The sequence below is a fragment of the Bradyrhizobium sp. Leo170 genome, from assembly GCF_004296405.1.
Classification (GTDB): Bacteria; Pseudomonadota; Alphaproteobacteria; order Rhizobiales; family Xanthobacteraceae; genus Bradyrhizobium.
This window is the reverse complement of the sequence record NZ_PSRR01000039.1, coordinates 22,705-39,403: the sequence shown is the minus strand read 5'-3', so window position 1 is coordinate 39,403 and position 16,699 is coordinate 22,705. Positions and strand designations below refer to the sequence as shown.

Genomic DNA, 16,699 nt, shown 5'->3' with positions numbered 1-16,699 from the left:
TACGTATCACCCTCGCCTTGCTCTCGTCGTGTTGCATGAGCGCGAGACAGTATTCCCGCAAGGTGCGGTGTGCATCGGGACGATTCTGCCGCACGGCATCGCTGAGGAGGCGCCTTGTGATCAAGGCGCATCGCTCGACCTATCTGCCGGGTGAATCATTTAGCTGGATGGTGATCACATCCATCGGTCGCCAGTACGTGTCAAATCCATCGGTGTAGTCTTGACGAACCGCGCCGATGTTGAGTTTGCACTGGCCCGTCTGCCGAAAGATCGGCCGCACAAGTCCATCTTCCACCCATGCGCACACGTGCTTGCCAAGGCGGATTGCACCTAATGAACGATCGTAGACAAGGCCAGCAACTCTAATTTTGTAACTGTTGTATGGTTTGCACTGGGACGCTGCCCAATCTCCAGTAACATATTTATCGCATAAGGTCGCTGACACCCACGCGCGATTTAGATCAGGGTTGGAACGGAATTCCAGGAAGGCTGCGCCGTTGGGCGTGCGCCAAACACCAGGCACTTTTGCAACAAAAACGGATTTGGAATGCGCCGTCACAGGTACGGCCAGCAGGAAAATCGTCGACAATAACGCAATCACTGTCTTCATTTTTGCCTCCTTTAGCGTGTGCTCAAGGTCGAAATGTTCGCAGCAGTTTGCGCCGGAGAAAAATAAACTCAGCGTTTGTATTCGCCGGTGTGTGTCGATTTTCGTTCGATCCGAGAATCCTTTCGTTGTCGGTCACGACAATGAGAGTGTCGCGTGGAGAGAAGGCATGCAATCGGCCCGAATTGTATCCGAGATCAAGACTGTAGACAACGTAAGTTCACCGCGCGTAACAATCGCGCGACGGTGCAGTCTGACGTGTTCTCGATGGTCCCAATGGTCGCTTATAGTTGGTGGTGACCGGCGCAATTGTTGCGACCGCTATCGACCGTAAGGAGCAGCACCCTGACGGAGCTTACTCGACGCGATTGGCTGCTGATCAGTGCGGCCGCAACCAGCAGTTTTTTGTATCCAGCCATGGCCGATGCATCGAAACAAGATCGAATTCGCCTCTCCTTGAATGAAAATCCGTTCGGTCCCTCGCCTCGGGCGTTGGAGGCGATCAAGGCCCACCTCACCGGTCTCAGCCGCTATACCGGCGACGAACTCACCGAGCTGACGCAGACGATTGCCGCGCACGAGAATGTTGCTGCCGAGCAGGTCGTACTCGGCGAGATCCTTGACGTGCTCGGCCTGTATCTGTCGGCCCGCGGCGGTACGGGCGGTGAGTTCATCTATTCCGAGCCCGGCTATACTGCGCTGGTCGATGCCGTCTCGCCCGCCGGCGGCATCGTGGTCGGTGTCCCCCTCAACGACCAGCTTGAGAACGACCTCCCCGCCATCGCCGGCAGGGTCAATGGACGGACGCGCGCGGTCTATCTCGTCAATCCGCACAATCCGAGCGGCACGGTGAGCGAGGCGGCGCAGTTCATCGAATTCGTGCACGATCTCTCCAAGCGCACGCTCGTGATCGTCGATGAGGCCTATCTCGAATTCACGCCGGATTTCGAGAAGCGAACCGTGGCCGGCCTGGTCCGCGGCGGCGATCAGGTCGCGGTCTTCAGGACATTTGCGAAAATCTACGGGCTTGCCAGCCTTGCCATCGGCTACACGCTGGCGCCCGCCGAGCTGGCCAAGTCGGTGAAGCTGCTCGGCATCGGCGCCTTTTTCGGGCTCAATCGGCTCAGCCTCGTCGCCGCAAACGCCAGTCTGAAAGATACAGACTATGTGCCGTCGGTTCGCGCGAAGGTCGCGGCCGAGCGCGATGCCTGGTACGAGCTGTTCCGGCAACGAAAGGTTCGCTTCACGGAATCGCAGGGCAATTTCGTGTTCTTCGACTCCGGCCGGCCGCAACAAGCCGTTGCGTCCGCGCTCGCAGCACAAGGCATCGACATCGGTCGTAGTTATCCGCCGCTCGACACCTGGGTGCGCATTTCGATCGGCCTGCCGGAGGAAAACGCGATCGCCCGCCGGGCTGTCGCGAACCTGTTGCGCTCGACCTGAGCCGGTCCGTTATGACGGAGGCCTTTGCTCGCTCACATATTTGATGTTCTGAAAGGCCTGCAGTCCTTCGACCCCGCCTTCTGAACCGACGCCGCTGTCCTTGTAGCCTCCGAACGGCGTCTCCGGCAGCGATGCCTGCCAGTGGTTCACGATGACGTTGCCGGCTTCGATGCCGTCGATCATGGCGCCGGCATTGCGCATGTCGTTGGTCATCACGTAGGACGCAAGGCCGAACGGGAGCCGGTTGCAGAGACGGATGGCATCTTCGGCCGGGTCGAACGCGGTTGTTGCGGCGATCGGGCCGAACGGCTCCACGTTCGAAACCAGGCAGTCCTCATCGACATTCGCGATCAAGGTCGGGCTGTAGAAGCAGCCCTCACCTCCGATCCGCTCGCCGCCGACCGGAACCGCGATCTGTCGCGAGCGGGCATCATCCAGGAAACGGTCCATCGCCTCCAACCGGCGGGCATTGGCCAGCGGGCCCATCCTCGTCGCCGGATCGAGGCCGTTTCCGACCTTGATGGCTCTTGCGAGCTCGGCGAAACGCGCGACAAAGCGATCGTGGATCGAGCGATGCACGTAGAACCGTGTCGGAGAAGTACACACCTGCCCCGCATTGCGGTATTTCGCCGTCACCGCAGAAAGTGCCACCGCCTCCGGATCGACGTCTTCGAAGATCATCACGGGCGCGTGACCGCCGAGTTCCAGAGTCATTCGCTTCATGCCCTGCACCGCCAGCGATGCGAGCTGCTTGCCGACCGAGGTCGAGCCCGTGAAGGTTATGCCGCGAATGATCGGCGAGCCGATCAGCTTCGCCGATATCTCCGCGGGATTGCCGAACACGACGTTCAGCACCCCGTCCGGCAGACCGCTCTCCTGCAGCAATGCGGCAATGGCAAGTGCGGTCGCCGGCGTTTCTTCCGACGCCTTGATGATGACGGAGCAACCGGCGGCGAGCGCGCCGCTGATCTTTCGCGACGGCGTGATTGCCGGCGCATTCCAGGAAGCGAACGCGGCAATGGGACCTAGCGGCTCGCGCAGAGCGAACTGCATGGCCCCTTGCGTTCGTGGCGGAATGACCCGCCCGTAGGCGCGTCGCCCCTCCTCTGCATTCCAGTTGAAGAGTCCCGCGGCCTGCTCGACCTCGGCCTTTGCTTCGGCGATCGGTTTGCCCAGTTCCAACGTGATCAGCGTCGCGATCTGGTCCCGCCGCGCGAGCATCAGGGCGGATGTCTGCTGCAGCACCCGCGCCCGCTCGACCGGAGACGTGCGCCGCCACCGGTCGAAACCCGCGGCCGCGGAAGCCAGGGCTTCGTCAAGATCAGCCTCGGTCGCATGCGGAAGCTCGGCCAGGACATTTCCGGTCGCCGGATTGTAGACCGGCTCGCCCCTTCGGCCGTCAAGGCCGATCCATCGGCCGCCGATGAACAGCCTCAGTTCAGGATAGTCCATTGCCATGCGAACGCTCGATCTCATTTCTCGGTGAGCAGCGGGCAGTTGCCGTCCTTCAAGGAACGAAACGCCTTGTCACCCGAAACGGTGGCGAGCACCTTGTAGTAGTCCCACGGATATTTCGATTCCGAAGGCTGCTTCACCTGCAGCAGGTACATGTCGCGCAACACACGGCCGTCCTCGCGGATGCTGGCGTTCACCGTGTAAAAATCATTGATCGGCGTCTTGCGCATCTGCTGTGCGACGACCGTTCCTTCATCGCTTTTGGTCGCTTCCACCGCCTTGAGATAATGCGTCACGGCGCCGTAGACGGCCGCCTGAAGGCTGCCGGGCGCCTTGCCGTTGAAACGCTCCATGAAGCGCTTGCTCCATGCGCGGGTCTTGTCGTTGAGATCCCAATAGAAGCTGTCGGCAAACATCAGGCCTTTGGCGCTGTTGAGACCGAGAGCGTGAATGTCGGGAAGGTTCACGAGCAAGGCCGCGATATTCTGGCCGCCATCAGTCAGACCGAACTCGTTGGCCTGCTTGAGCGAGTTCATCATATCTGCCCCCGCATTGGCGAGGCCGACCACCTGAGCCTTCGATGCCTGCGCCTGCAGCAGGTATGAGGAGAAGTCGGACGTGTTGAGCGGCGCTCGGGCCGACCCGAGCACCTGGCCCCCATTCGCGGTGACCACCTTGGCCGCCTCCGCTTCCAAAGCGTGTCCGAAACTGTAGTCCGCGGTCAGGAAGTACCAGCTCTTCAGACCCCTATGCACCAGCGGTGCGGTCGCGACATTGGCAAGTGCATAGTTGTCGTACGCCCAATGGACGCCGACCGGTGAGCAGGCCTTGCCCGTGAGGTCGGGCGTTCCGGGGCCGGTAGCCAGCAGGACCTTGTTCTTGTCGCGCGACAGCTGCTGAACAGCGAGGGCGACCGCCGAGGACACGACCTCGGTGATGGTGTCGACACCCTCGGTGTCGTACCAGCGCCGTGCGATGCCAAGCCCGATGTCCGCCTTGTTCTGGTGATCGGCAGACACGACCTCGATCGCGACGCCGGCAACCTTGCCGCCGAAATCCTCAACCGCCATTTTCGCCGCAAGCACTGCACCTGCGCCGACATTGTCGGCGTATGGACCCGACATGTCCGTGAGCACGCCGATTTTCACGACGCCGCCCGAAATCTCGGCCGCAGCCGGCGTGGCCGCCAGAGCGGCCGACACGGCCAGCACGATGGAACGAAGATTCATTTTGCTCTTGTCCTCCCCTTTAATTGAAACTGACAAATTACCCCTTGCCGGCTGTCCGGCTGATCTCCTCCAGCACGGGCAGCAGGTAACCAATGAAAGCCTGAGGGTCCTCACTCATCGGAAAATGGCCGAGGCCTTTCATGATGGTGGCTTGGGCACCCTTCACACTTGCGGCGACAGCCATTGTTTCCTCGGGCGTGCACGAATAGTCGTACTCGCCGGAAAGCAGGAACAACGGACAACGCGACGTGTCGATCTGCGCGACGCGCTCGCGGATGTCGCCGTCGATCTTGTAGAAATGCAGATCGCCCTTGAAGACGCCCGGCCCGCCCTGCATGTAGTGCCACAGCGTTTCCCAGCGTTCCTTGACCGGCGCCTTCGGTCCGACCAGGCCGGAGACGATCGCCGCGCAAACTTCGCCGCCGTGCACGTCGGGCCGATGCAGGAAGTTGAGATCATAGTAGGGATCGACATGAGCGCCGGCCTGCAGGCCGATAATCGCGCGGAAGCGTTCGGGGTGCTCCAGCACAAGATGCAGCACGATGCGTCCGCCGATCGAGCATCCCATCACGATGGGCTTGTCCAGCTCGAGCGCCTGCATGATCTCGAGGATCATGGTGGTGTATTGCTGCGAGGTGAGCTGATATTCCTCATCGTGCCAGCCAGCGGGCGGTGACGACTTCCCGTGCCAGGGCATATCGAACGCGATCACCCGATGACGGGCGATGATGTCCTTGTGATTCATCAGCGCCCGATATTGCCGGCCGTCCGAACCGGCCGTGTGCAGGCACAATAGCGGCGCGCCCTGCCCGGCCTCCTCGACGTAAAGGCGGTGCGGCCGGCCCAGCAGTTGAAGATTCATGTAGCGGCCGACGATCGGCTCAAAGCTCGCGCTCATGCTGCAACTCCCGCCCGCAGCTTCGCGAGGCTTTCCTTGAAGTAACGAAGGTTCGCCATGAAGACCTGGAGGTTCCCCTCGGCCTTCAGGACGCGGCGCTTGATCAGCGCCATCAGATCATGCGAACCGGGCTGCGGGTCGGCCTGCCAGAACCTCGCCCACTCCTCCTGCGGGGCGCGCAGTGCGAACGACCATGAGGGCATCACGAAAGGTCCTTGCGTCACCGACGAAACCTGTCCTTCCACGATGTTTATCAGCCACTGCGTCGAGCCGACCTCGAGCAGGAAGTTGGTCGAGAGGAAACGGCCGCGGCGAACCAGGCCGGCGTCGGCGTTTACACGCTCCTTCAATTGCTCAATCATCACGATCTCCCTATTGTGCGAGCTGCACCAGCGCGTCGATCGCCAGGACGCCCTCTCCTTTCGGACGGACGATGAAAGGATTGATTTCTGCGTCGATCACGCCACGCTCGCTATATTCGGCAAGTTTTGAGAATGCGACAATAGCGCGGGCCAGCGCCTCCAGATCACCGACGGGCCGGTTGCGAAAGCCCTGGAAGATGCGGGAGATGCTCAGCTCCTCGATCATCTCGCGCGCGCCTGCGAGGTCGACCGGAGCAAGGCGAATGCTTCGATCGCGATAGATCTCCGTGTAAATGCCGCCGGCTGCGAGCAGCACGATCGGCCCAGCGTCCGGGTCACGCCGATACCCAAGCAAGACCTCGCCGAGACCGGAGGTCATGGGCTGGACGAGAACATGCCGCAGCGCAATCCCGGGGCAATTCGCGGCGACAGAGGCGGCGATGCGCAGGATCGCGGCCTTGAGTTCTTCCGCGTTCGTCACGTTGAGAACGACGCCGCCGACATTCGTCTTGTGTGCGATCGCAGCGGAGAGCGCCTTGACCGCGACGGGATAGGGGAACGGCAGATCCAGCTTCGATCCGTCGGCCGGAAGCGACACACTCGGCGCATGGTCGATTCCAAGGCCTGCCAGCAGCGCATAGGCTTCGAGCTCGTCGAGCTGTCGCGTGTCGGACGAGAGCTGAGCCGCCGGGGGCGCCGCGCGCGGTGTGCGCCTCTTGTAGGCCGCCGCGATCGCGTCGGCGCAGGCTTCCGGAGTCCGGAAGTTCGGCACATCGGCTTCCGCAAGCAGACGCAGCGCGTCCGGCGCATCGGGCACCAGGAATGCAGCAAGCGGCTTTCCGGATGCGGCACTGTCGATCACGGGCCTTACCGCGAGCTCGGGCTGAAACCGTGCCGAAGATCCCGTCACCGCGACAACCATGTCGAATTCAGGCGCCGCCAGCATCGCCTCAAGCGAGGCCTTCATGACGTCGTAGCGCGTTCCGGCAAGCGTCAGATCGACGATCCGCTCATGCTGCACGGCCACTCCGGCAGCGCCAATGGAGGCGAAGGTCTCTTTCGAAGGTGTGACGACCTCAATTCCCCTGCCCGCCAGACTATCCACCACCATTGCCGCGCCGCCACCGGTCGTGGTGAGGATGCCGACCCGAGGGCTTCGACCCGTGGTCGCGCCGAGCGGAATGCGATCGAGCAACGGCAGCACCTCGAGCAGGGTTTCAAAATTCTCGACCCGGGCGATGCCGCAATCGGCCAGGAAAGCATCGGCGACGTCATCCTCGCCGGCGAGCGCGCCGGTATGCGACAGCGCCAATTCCGCCGCCACCGGCGAACGCCCGAGCTTGTAGGCCGCGATCGGCTTGCCGCGCGCCGCCGCGCCGAGCGCGAACGCCCTGAGATCGTCGGCGTGCCGCAGGCTTTCGAGGAACAGCATGTAGCTCGTGATATCCGGGTCATCGAGTGTCGCCGCGCATATCTCGCCCAGACTGAGGTCGATTTCGTTGCCAACCGACACCAGGCCCGCAAAGCCTACGCCGCGCGTCTTGCCGCGCGATATCAATCCGCCAAGCATGCTGCCGCTGTGGGAGGCGACGAAGGTGCCGCCAACCGGAAGATCCGGCTCCGCAAACGCGGCGTTGGCGGTAAGGATCGTGCGGTGGTGCAGGTTGATGGCGCCAAGGCTCGATGGCCCCAGGATGCGCAGCCGCGAGTCCCTGCACAGCGATTTGAGGCGCGCGACCCGCGCAGGTCCCGCGTTGCGGTCCTCGGAGAATCCTGTCGCCAGGATCGTCGCCACGGGCACACCCAGGCGCGCGCATTCCTCGACCGCCTCCAGGGCCTGCTCGGTCGGCGTCAGGATGAAGGCATGGTCCGGGACGGCGGGCAGCGCCGACAATGACGGCCATGCTCGCTCGCCCGCGATTTGCGCGCGACGAGGATTGATAGGATAGATCGTGCCTTCGTATCCCGCCTGCCTCAGATAGCGCAGCGGCCGCGACGACGTCTTGGTGCTGTCGTCGGAGGCGCCGACCAGCGCGATGCTTCTGGGCGCCAGCAGCGGTTGAACGAAGCCGGTGTCCGCCATCGCCCTACTCGGCCGCCCGAACGCGCTGATCGAAACGCCGCTCGAAAACGTCCTCGGCAATCCGGTTCTTGAGAATCTCGATCGAGCCGCCGGCGATCATCCAGCCGCGCGTGCGCCGCATGCAGTACTCCGCCAGCCCCTCGGTGCTGTAGCCGAGACCGCCCATGATCTGCACCGCTTCGTTCGCGGCATCGAAACCGGCCTGATTGCAGGCCAGCTTCGCCATCGCGGTGTGGTACGCCGAGGGCAAACCTTCCTTGATGCTGGCAGCGCGGTAAAGCAGCAATTGCGCGGAATCGAGCTTGGTCGCCATGTCCGCGAACTTCCACTGCAACCCCTGGAATTCGCACAGCAGCCGCCCAAACTGGCGGCGCACCAGGGCGTGCTCGCGCGCCAGATTGAAGGCATAGCGGCCCAGCGCGAGCGAGCGCGACGAATTGCCCAGCCGTTCAACGTTGAAGCCCGATATCTGTTTCTTGAAGCCGCCGGGGCCGAGCAGAACGTTGCTCTTGTGAATCCGGCAGTTCTCGAAATACAGCGGGCTCCACTCTTCTCCGCTCATGAACGAGGACGCCTTGCCGACTGTGAAACCCGGAGTCCCACGCTCCACCAGCACGGAGCCGATGCCTCCGACGCCAGGCCCGAAGCGCAGGTAGACCAGGAACAGGTTGGCATCCGGGCTGTGGGTTCCGAACACCTTGCTCCCGTCGATCACATAGTGATCGCCGTCGGCCTTTGCGGCAGTCTTCATCTCGGTCGCGGCGGAACCTGCATCCGGCTCGCTCATGCCGAGGCTGATGACGGCCCGGCCTCCGAGCAGGTCGGGCAGATAGCGGGCTTTCTGCTCGGCGCTGGCATATTCCACGAAGGTGCGGATCGGCCCGAAATTGCCGGCCTGCACCACATCGGCGCTACGGGGACAGACCGAGGCAATCTGCTCGATCGCGATCACGGAATCCAAGAGCGTTCCACCCTGACCGCCGTCCGCGGAATCAAAGGCGATGCCGAGCAGCCCCTGATCGGCCAGCAGGCGCGCCACATCGAACGGAAACCGCGGGTCATGCGCCCGGGCGATCGCGCCGTCAGCAAGGTTGTCCTCGGCGAAACGGCGCACCGAGTCCGCAAACATCTGCTGCTCTTCTGAGAGATTGAAATCCATCTGCAACGGGCCATGAAGAACGATACCGACGCCTGTTTTCCAGCCAAAGCATTGCCCGGCAACTGAACATAGATTATATGGTCATGACATTTTGTTATGGTCGTCCAATGCTCCCGCCGCTCAATCCGTTGCACGTGTTTGAAGTGACGGCCCGCCTGCAAAGCTTCACGCGGGCGGCCGAAGATTTGCGCGTGTCGCAACCTGCCGTGAGCCGCCAGATCCAGACGCTGGAGAATTTTTTCGGCTTTCGGCTGTTTGAGCGCGACAAGCTCGGCATCCGCCTGACGCCGGAGGGCGAGGAGCTGCAGCGTCAGATTTCGCCTGCATTTCGTGTTATCGAAACAGTCACGCAGCGGCTGGTCGCAAGCGGCAAATCGGAGCCGTTGCGACTGCGGGTCTACACGACTTTTGCGGCAAAATGGCTGATCGAGCGTTTGCCTTCATTCTATGCCGCCTATCCCAGCATCAGGCTCAGCATCAGCAATGCAGTGGCGCCGGTCGATTTCGAGAAGGAGAAGGTCGATCTCGCAATCCAGTTCGGCGGCGGCAAATGGCCGGGCGTTGAAAGCGAGCTGCTGTTCCGCGACCTTCTCCAACCGGTTTGCAGCCCCACCCTGCGGCGCAAGGCAAACCTGCATTCGATCGACGATCTGAAGCGGGTGCCGATGCTGCATTCGCATTATCGGCGGACAGATTGGGCGGACTGGCTGATGGCCTGCGATCGTCTCGATCTGTTGAATGACTCAGGGATTTCGTTTCCAAGCTCCGTGCTGACCTATCAGGCCGCGACCGAAGGGGTCGGCGTGGCGATGGGGCAGCTTCACCTCCTGCGCAACGAATTGCGCGACGGCTCGCTCGTGACGCTTTTCGAACAACCGCTCGAACGCCCGTTGGCGCACTATGCGGTCTGGCCGAAGAACCGTGCCCTGCCGAAAAAGGCTCGCAGCTTTCTCGCCTGGCTGAAGAGCCGCATGAGCGATTTTCAGCGGTAGCGCCCCCGGGTCTCTCAATGCGCGATCAACAATGGAACGGTCGCGTCCCGCAGCAAGGCTCGGGTCACGCCGCCGAAGATCATTTGGCTTGCTCGCGTGTGGCTGTAAGCACCGACCACGATCAGATCGCCGCTATGGCGCCCGGCAAAACCAAGGATGGCGTCGGCGACTGAAGCGCCATTCGACGATATCCGCTCGACGGTCACCTTTACGCCATGGCGAGACAGATACAGCCCCACATCGGCACCGGGCTCTTCGCCATGCCGGGCATTCTTGTGCGAATCCACCAGGAGGACAGTCACCGACTGCGCGGCTGCAAGCAGCGGAAGAGCATCCTTGATGGCACGGCGCGCCTCACGGCTGGCGTTCCAGGCGACCACGATGTGCTCGGCCGCGGTCCCACTCCAATCCTCGGGCAACAGGAGAATGGGCACACCGGTGGCAAGCAGCAGGGATTCCGCCGACCACTCTTGCGGCAGGCCGCCTGACCGCGGACTGCCGACGATCACGAGATCGGAATGAAGCGCGTTCAGCGCAGACGCCTCATTGGCTTCACCGGGAGGGATGCAACGAAACTCACAACTGATGTCCTCGCGGGTGGAGACGGTCGCGAAGCTTTGGCTCGCGGCCTTCGTCGCCGCCAGTTCGCTCGTCGTATGGCGTTGAATGAGTTCGCGAACCGCGGCCTGCCCTCGCACGAAGGATTCGGACGGATTGCCATCCCAGCCGAACGGTACCACGAAGATTCCGACCAGATGCGCGCGATGACGGAATGCGAGCTCGACGGCATAGTCGGCGCGCGCCTCGCCGGCAGGCGACGGATCGAAGAAGACGGCTATCGTTCTCAGCGGCACGAAAAAACTCTCCAGCGAAGTGATGAGAACACGTAACGCGCGACAAGACAACAGCCGTTGACGTGGATCAAGTGCGTCGCGTTGTACCGGCTCTAACCGACGTCACCCGCAGCCGTCTCCACCTCAACCTTCGGAGGCAGACATTCCATCGTCGCGTGCATGGAGGAGATCCAGCGCTTCTCGAACTTCGTCGTCTTCCAGCGAATCGAGGATCCTGCCCTCCTCCTTTGCCTGCTGGTCTTTGCTCTGGAGGCTCTCTTGGGTGCCTGTTCCGGGTTCGGTGGCAACCATGTTCTTCTTGTCGGCCATAGACTGTCCTCGGTGATCAAGAGCGCGCCGTGCGCAGCTAGGCAGAGCATGAGGCATCCGCGGTGACGCGGGTTGAGCGAAATCAACTTTGCCGCGCGCATCGATGCGCCGGTCGCTCGGGAACCTGGCTCGCGAGACGGTCGGCGACAGAATTTGCGTTACGTCAACAGCCCGCGGATGCGGCGGTGCAAGATTGCGGACAAGCTCTGCAACCCAAGGCACTGACCAAGGCACTGACCGATGCAAGATCAAATCGAAGAGATCAAAGGAGGCGCGCAATCCGGCGATGTGCCTCATTCGCCCTCGCCTGCGCCCGCCTCGCATCTGCCCGTGCCGGTCCATCGAAACGGCAAACGGCGCGGTTTGCGGATCGCGGCGGCGCTCCTCCTCGTTGCGCTCGGCGCGGGTGGCGGCGGCTATTACATCTGGAAGCAGGCGCATCCGCCGCTGCCCGTCGGCATCAGCGTCGGCAATGGCCGCATCGAAGCTGATGAAATCGACATCAGCACGAAGTATGCCGGGCGCGTGTACGAGCTGTTGGCCGATATCGGCGACATGGTTGCGCCCGGACAGGTCGTGGCGCGGATGGATACGCGCGATCTCGAGCAGTCGCTTTCGAAATCGGTGGCACAGGGCCGGCAGGCGCAGCGCGCCATTGAAGAGGCTCAGGCCGTGCTTACCCAGCAGCAGGCGCAGAAGACGCTGGCCGAGCAGGAAAACCAGCGGACGGAATACCTCCACAAGAACGGCTGGGCGACCAAGGAATTGATGGACCAGCGCAAGCAGCAGCTCGACGCCGCCAATGGCGCGCTTGCCGCGGCGCAAGCCAGGGTGCTCGAAACGCAGCATGCGCTCGAAGCCGCTCAGCACGATGCCGGCCTCTACAGAGTGCAGATCGCTGACAACACGCTGGTGGCGCCGAAGGCGGGCCGGATCCAGTACCGCCTTACCAATATCGGCGAAGTCCTTGCGGCCGGCGGCAAGGTCTTCACGATGCTGGATCTGACCTACGTCTACATGGACCTCTATTTGCCGACGACGGAAGCCGGCAAGGTGAAGGTCGGCGCTGACGCACGCATCGTTCTCGACGCCTACCCCGATCATCCGATCCCGGCGAAGGTCTCGTTCGTCGCGAGCCAGGCGCAGTTCACGCCGAAGACGGTGGAGACCAAGACTGAGCGCGACAAGCTGATGTTCCGTATCCGGGTCCGCATCGACCCGGAACGCCTGCTTGCGCGTGCGGACGCTGTCAGAAGTGGCCTTCCCGGTGTCGCCTATGTCCGCTGGGATCCCGCGATTGCATGGCCGGCGACGCTGCAGGGTGCTCCATGAACGGCGGCGACGATCCGGTCGCAATCGTTCGAGCCCTGTCCCATCGTTACGGTTCGGTGACGGCGCTCGATTGCATATCGGCCGACATTCCCGCCGGACGCCTGCCTGGTCGGCCTGATCGGGCCGGACGGCGTCGGCAAATCCTCCCTGCTCGCAATCCTCGCAGGCGCGCGGAAGATCCAGGAGGGCGCGGTTGCCGTGCTCGGCACCGACATCTCCAAGGCCGCCGAGCGCGCCCTGATCTGTCCGCGTATCGCCTACATGCCGCAAGGGCTCGGCAAGAATCTCTATCCCGACCTCAGCGTTAAGGAGAATGTCGAGTTCTTCGCCCGGCTGTTCGAGCAATCGCGCAAGGAGCGCGAATGGCGCATCAATGAGCTCCTGGAAAGCACAGGGCTTGCGCCGTTCGCCGACCGGCCGGCCAGCAAGCTCTCGGGCGGAATGCGGCAGAAGCTCGGGCTCTGCTGCTCGCTGATCCATGACCCAGATCTCCTGATCCTCGACGAGCCCACGACCGGCTTCGATCCGCTGTCGCGCCGCCAGTTCTGGGATCTCATCGACCGTATCAGGGGGCGTACGACGAAAATGAGCGTGCTCGTCGCCACCGCCTATATGGAAGAGGCCGAGCGGTTCGATTGGCTGATGGCCATGAACGAGGGCAAGATTCTCGCGACCGGCTCGCCCGCCGATCTCAAACAACAAACCGGCACCGAATCGATCGAAGACGCCTTCGTCGCCCTGCTCCCGCAGCGACAGCGTGCCGGCAACGAAAAGCCGATCGGTCCGCCGCTCAACGGTCACGCCGAGCCTATCATTGTTGCCAAGGACCTGACCTGCCGGTTCGGCGACTTCACCGCCGTCGACCGCGTGAATTTCACGATCCGCCGCGGCGAGATCTTCGGCTTCGTTGGCTCGAACGGATCGGGCAAGACGACGACGATGAAGATGCTCACCGGACTGCTGTCGCCGTCCGAGGGCGAGGCGCTGATCTTCGGCGAGGTGCTGCGCGCCGGCGATCTCGAAGCGCGCCGCCGTGTCGGTTACATGTCGCAATCCTTTTCGCTCTACGGGGAACTCACGGTTCGCCAGAACCTCGTCCTGCACGCGCGCCTGTTTCACCTTCCTCCGGCGTTCGCCGAGGCGCGCATCGCGGAGCTGATCGAGAAATGCGATCTCGCCGACTATCTCGATGATCTCGCCTCTTCGCTGCCGCTCGGGATCAGGCAGCGGCTGTCGCTTGCGGTTGCCGTCGTCCACAAACCCGACCTTCTGATCCTGGACGAGCCCACCTCCGGCGTCGACCCGCTGGCGCGCGACCAGTTCTGGCAGCTTCTGATCGACCTGTCGCGCAATCAAGGGATGACGATTTTCGTCTCGACGCATTTCATGAACGAGGCGGCGCGCTGCGATCGGCTGTCGCTGATGCACGAAGGGCACGTGCTTGCCACCGAAACGCCGGCCGGATTGGTTAAGGCGAGAAACGCCAAGAGCCTGGAGGATGCGTTCATCAGCTTCCTCGAGCAGGAAAAGCCGGGCGCGGCCTCGACCGTGACTCTCGACCAGCCGCAAGCGATAACCGCCGCGCCGGACAAGACGGTCGGCCGCGAGAACCGACGTTCCTTTTTCAGCTTTCGGCGGCTGTTCGCCTATACGATCCGCGAGGGCCTTGAGCTGATGCGCGATCGTATCCGGCTGATGTTCGCCCTGTTCGGCACCGCGCTCCTGATGATCGTGTTCGGCTTCGGCATTTCGGCCGACGTCAACAATCTCAGCTTTGCCGTCCTCGATCGCGACCAGACGCCCGAAAGCCGCGCCTATCTGTCGGAGCTGAGAGGATCGCCCTATTTCCTCGAAAAGCCTCCGCTGACCGACTATGCCGATCTCGATCGCCGGCTGAAGAACGGGGACATCAGTGTCAGCATCGAGATTCCGCCGAACTTCGGCCTCGACATCAAGCGCGGGCGGCCGGCCTACGTGTCCGCATGGATCGACGGCGCCATGCCGTTCCGCGCCTCGACCATTCGGGGTTACCTGCAGGGCATGCACCAGCTCTATCTGAGCGATCCCGTGCTGAACACGACGCAGGCGGCAACGCCTCTGCCCGCCAATATCGAAGTCCGGTTCAAGTACAATCAGGATTTTGACAGCATCTACGCCATGGTGCCGTCGACACTAGCAATGATGCTCGCACTGTTTCCGGCCATCCTGATGGCGCTCGCAGTCGTTCGCGAGAAGGAGCTTGGCTCAATCACCAACCTCTACGTCACCCCGGTGACGCGGCTGGAATTCCTCGTCGGCAAGCAGCTTCCTTATGTCGCCGTCGCGCTGATCAATTTCATCATCATGTTCGCGATGGCGGTCTTCATTTTCAACGTACCGCTGAAGGGCAGCTTCGTGGCCGTGCTTGCCGGCACGATCATCTACGTCTTCACGACGACCGGCTACGGCATGCTGATCTCGACTTTCTGCACGACCCAGATCGCCGCGCTGTTCGGCACCGCGATCCTCACCATCCTGCCGGCCCAGCAGTTTTCGGGCATGATGACGCCTGTCTCTTCGCTGTCAGGCTCGGCGCAGCTTATCGGCCTGTGCTTCCCGATGAGCTATTACCGCCCGATCAGCGTCGGCGCCTTCACCAAGGGGCTGGGCCTTGCCGATCTCGGCTCGAGCATCCTCATGCTCCTCGTCTTCGTCCCTGTGCTGACGTCGCTCAGCATGCTGCTGCTCCCCAAGCAGGAGCGATGAAACGATGCGCTCCCTCTCCAACATCTTCTGGCTCGGTACCAAGGAGCTGCGAAGCTTCTTCAGCGACTGGGTGCTGCTCGGGTTCGTGGTCTATTCGTTCTCGCTTGCCGTGATCAGCCAAGCGCAAAGCAATTCGCAGGAGGTGTTCCATGCCTCGATCGGGGTGGTCGATGAAGATCACTCGGAATTATCCCGCCGGATCACGCATGCGTTCCTGATGCCCTATTTCAAGGAGCCGGTGGCGATTGCGCAGGCCGATATCGAGCACCTGATGAATACCGGAAAATACACCTTTGTCATCGATATTCCCCCGAACTTCCAGCGCGACGTTTTGGCGGGGCGCCAGCCCGGACTACAGATCAATGTCGATGCCACCGCAATGATCCAGGCCGGCCTGGGGTCGGGCTACGCACAACAGATCATCAATACCGAGATCGCCCAATTCGTGTCGCAGGTGGAACGCGTGCCGGACTCGCCGGTCAACCTGGCGGTCAGGATCGCGTTCAATCCCAACGTGACGACGGCCTGGTTCTCCAGTGTCATGGGCATCATCTCGAGCGTCACCATGCTCGCGATCATCCTCGCCGGCGCCGCGCTGGTGCGTGAGCGCGAGCACGGCACGATGGATCATCTCCTGGTGATGCCGCTGAGCCCGTTCGAGATCGCGATGTCGAAGATCTGGGCCAACGGGTTCGTCATTGCGGTCGCGGTCGGGCTATCGCTTTATCTGGTGGTCCGCTTGCTGCTGAAGATACCGATCGCCGGCTCGATCCCGCTCTTCATGTTTGGAGCGATCCTCTATCTCTTCTTCGCGACCGCGATAGGGCTGTTTCTCGGCACGGTTGCGCGGTCGATGCCGCAGCTCGGCCTGCTCTACATGCTGGTCGCCGTTCCCATGAACGTCCTGTCCGGCGGCGCCACGCCGCTGGAGAGCATGCCGCCCTGGCTCGCGACCGTGATGCAGGCATCGCCCTCGACGCACTTCGTCTCCTTCGCCCAGGCGATCCTCTATCGCGGCGCCGGCCTCGATGTGGTGTGGCCGCAATTCCTCGCCGTCGCCGGCATCGCGTCGCTGTTCCTGATGCTGTCGCTGCTGCGCTTCCGATCCACGCTCAGCTCGGCGTCGAATTAGAGCTTCGGTTCTGATTGAATCAGAACCGAAGCTCTAGATTATTGTTTTGACGCGTTTTCTTCACGCGAACCGGCATCCACTTCGCTCGAAAACGCTCTG

The 16,699-nt window shown here is 62.4% G+C and carries 13 protein-coding genes and 1 pseudogene; 5 read left to right on the top strand and 9 right to left on the bottom strand.

Annotated elements, in window-relative coordinates:
* Positions 1-139 precede the first annotated feature (139 nt).
* A complete protein-coding gene (locus CWO89_RS10035; RefSeq protein WP_130578461.1) occupies positions 140-610 on the bottom strand; it encodes a hypothetical protein in 471 nt (156 codons plus the stop codon).
* Positions 611-1,024: 414 nt separating this feature from the next.
* On the opposite strand from CWO89_RS10035, the gene CWO89_RS10030 reads away from it, so the two are divergent.
* Positions 1,025-2,050, top strand: coding sequence for a pyridoxal phosphate-dependent aminotransferase (locus CWO89_RS10030; protein WP_130578460.1), 1,026 nt, complete (start codon positions 1,025-1,027; stop codon positions 2,048-2,050).
* A gap of 9 nt (positions 2,051-2,059) precedes the next feature.
* Here the strand turns inward: CWO89_RS10030 and CWO89_RS10025 are convergent, their stop codons facing one another.
* Genes CWO89_RS10025 through CWO89_RS10000 form a run of 6 tightly spaced genes read right to left on the bottom strand, consistent with a single transcriptional unit; the run spans position 2,060 to position 9,236 of the window.
* Positions 2,060-3,508, bottom strand: a complete 1,449-nt coding sequence (locus tag CWO89_RS10025; protein WP_245475939.1) for an NAD-dependent succinate-semialdehyde dehydrogenase — start codon at positions 3,506-3,508, stop codon at positions 2,060-2,062.
* A 14-nt stretch (positions 3,509-3,522) separates the two neighbouring features.
* Complete coding sequence (locus CWO89_RS10020; RefSeq protein WP_130578459.1) at positions 3,523-4,734, bottom strand: ABC transporter substrate-binding protein; 1,212 nt, start codon at positions 4,732-4,734, stop codon at positions 3,523-3,525.
* A 37-nt stretch (positions 4,735-4,771) separates the two neighbouring features.
* The gene (locus CWO89_RS10015) at positions 4,772-5,632 is read right to left on the bottom strand and encodes an alpha/beta fold hydrolase (RefSeq protein ID WP_130578458.1); all 861 of its coding nucleotides are present in this window, start codon (positions 5,630-5,632) and stop codon (positions 4,772-4,774) included.
* Positions 5,629-5,994: a hypothetical protein gene (locus CWO89_RS10010; RefSeq protein ID WP_130578457.1), complete on the bottom strand. Its 366-nt coding sequence runs from the start codon at positions 5,992-5,994 to the stop codon at positions 5,629-5,631. Before CWO89_RS10010 ends, CWO89_RS10015 begins: the two co-directional genes overlap by 4 nt.
* A 10-nt stretch (positions 5,995-6,004) precedes the next feature.
* Complete coding sequence (locus tag CWO89_RS10005; protein WP_130578456.1) at positions 6,005-8,077, bottom strand: acetate--CoA ligase family protein; 2,073 nt, start codon at positions 8,075-8,077, stop codon at positions 6,005-6,007.
* Between the two features lie 4 nt (positions 8,078-8,081).
* Positions 8,082-9,236, bottom strand: coding sequence for an acyl-CoA dehydrogenase family protein (locus tag CWO89_RS10000; RefSeq protein ID WP_130578455.1), 1,155 nt, complete (start codon positions 9,234-9,236; stop codon positions 8,082-8,084).
* Positions 9,237-9,313: 77 nt separating this feature from the next.
* On the opposite strand from CWO89_RS10000, the gene CWO89_RS09995 reads away from it, so the two are divergent.
* Positions 9,314-10,228, top strand: a complete 915-nt coding sequence (locus tag CWO89_RS09995) for a LysR substrate-binding domain-containing protein (protein WP_130578454.1) — start codon at positions 9,314-9,316, stop codon at positions 10,226-10,228.
* 14 nt (positions 10,229-10,242) lie between these two features.
* Here the strand turns inward: CWO89_RS09995 and CWO89_RS09990 are convergent, their stop codons facing one another.
* Positions 10,243-11,082: a universal stress protein gene (locus tag CWO89_RS09990; protein ID WP_130578453.1), complete on the bottom strand. Its 840-nt coding sequence runs from the start codon at positions 11,080-11,082 to the stop codon at positions 10,243-10,245.
* Between the two features lie 123 nt (positions 11,083-11,205).
* Complete coding sequence (locus tag CWO89_RS09985; protein ID WP_130578452.1) at positions 11,206-11,391, bottom strand: hypothetical protein; 186 nt, start codon at positions 11,389-11,391, stop codon at positions 11,206-11,208.
* 240 nt (positions 11,392-11,631) lie between these two features.
* On the opposite strand from CWO89_RS09985, the gene CWO89_RS09980 reads away from it, so the two are divergent.
* The 3 genes and pseudogenes from CWO89_RS09980 (at position 11,632) to CWO89_RS09970 (ending at position 16,600) form a co-directional block, all read left to right on the top strand.
* The gene (locus CWO89_RS09980) at positions 11,632-12,723 is read left to right on the top strand and encodes an HlyD family secretion protein (protein WP_130578451.1); all 1,092 of its coding nucleotides are present in this window, start codon (positions 11,632-11,634) and stop codon (positions 12,721-12,723) included.
* A pseudogene (gene rbbA / locus CWO89_RS09975) lies at positions 12,720-15,468 on the top strand (ribosome-associated ATPase/putative transporter RbbA). The gene CWO89_RS09980 and the pseudogene rbbA overlap by 4 nt, the downstream one beginning before the upstream one ends.
* 4 nt (positions 15,469-15,472) lie before the next feature.
* Positions 15,473-16,600 (top strand): ABC transporter permease, encoded by a 1,128-nt coding sequence (locus CWO89_RS09970; RefSeq protein ID WP_130578450.1) that lies wholly within the window; start codon positions 15,473-15,475, stop codon positions 16,598-16,600.
* The last annotated feature ends 99 nt before the right edge of the window (positions 16,601-16,699 follow it).

Bases quoted from the DNA above. Each gene is read 5' to 3' on its own strand.
- CWO89_RS10025 (WP_245475939.1), bottom strand. From the start codon at position 3,508: ATGGCAATGGACTATCCTGAACTGAGGCTGTTCATCGGCGGCCGATGG.
- CWO89_RS09980 (WP_130578451.1), top strand. From the start codon at position 11,632: ATGCAAGATCAAATCGAAGAGATCAAAGGAGGCGCGCAATCCGGCGAT.
- CWO89_RS10010 (WP_130578457.1), bottom strand. From the start codon at position 5,994: ATGATTGAGCAATTGAAGGAGCGTGTAAACGCCGACGCCGGCCTGGTT.
- CWO89_RS09970 (WP_130578450.1), top strand. From the start codon at position 15,473: ATGCGCTCCCTCTCCAACATCTTCTGGCTCGGTACCAAGGAGCTGCGA.
- CWO89_RS09985 (WP_130578452.1), bottom strand. From the start codon at position 11,391: ATGGCCGACAAGAAGAACATGGTTGCCACCGAACCCGGAACAGGCACC.
- CWO89_RS10000 (WP_130578455.1), bottom strand. From the start codon at position 9,236: ATGGATTTCAATCTCTCAGAAGAGCAGCAGATGTTTGCGGACTCGGTG.
- CWO89_RS10020 (WP_130578459.1), bottom strand. From the start codon at position 4,734: ATGAATCTTCGTTCCATCGTGCTGGCCGTGTCGGCCGCTCTGGCGGCC.
- CWO89_RS09995 (WP_130578454.1), top strand. From the start codon at position 9,314: ATGGTCATGACATTTTGTTATGGTCGTCCAATGCTCCCGCCGCTCAAT.
- CWO89_RS10015 (WP_130578458.1), bottom strand. From the start codon at position 5,632: ATGAGCGCGAGCTTTGAGCCGATCGTCGGCCGCTACATGAATCTTCAA.
- CWO89_RS10035 (WP_130578461.1), bottom strand. From the start codon at position 610: ATGAAGACAGTGATTGCGTTATTGTCGACGATTTTCCTGCTGGCCGTA.
- CWO89_RS10030 (WP_130578460.1), top strand. From the start codon at position 1,025: ATGGCCGATGCATCGAAACAAGATCGAATTCGCCTCTCCTTGAATGAA.
- CWO89_RS10005 (WP_130578456.1), bottom strand. From the start codon at position 8,077: ATGGCGGACACCGGCTTCGTTCAACCGCTGCTGGCGCCCAGAAGCATC.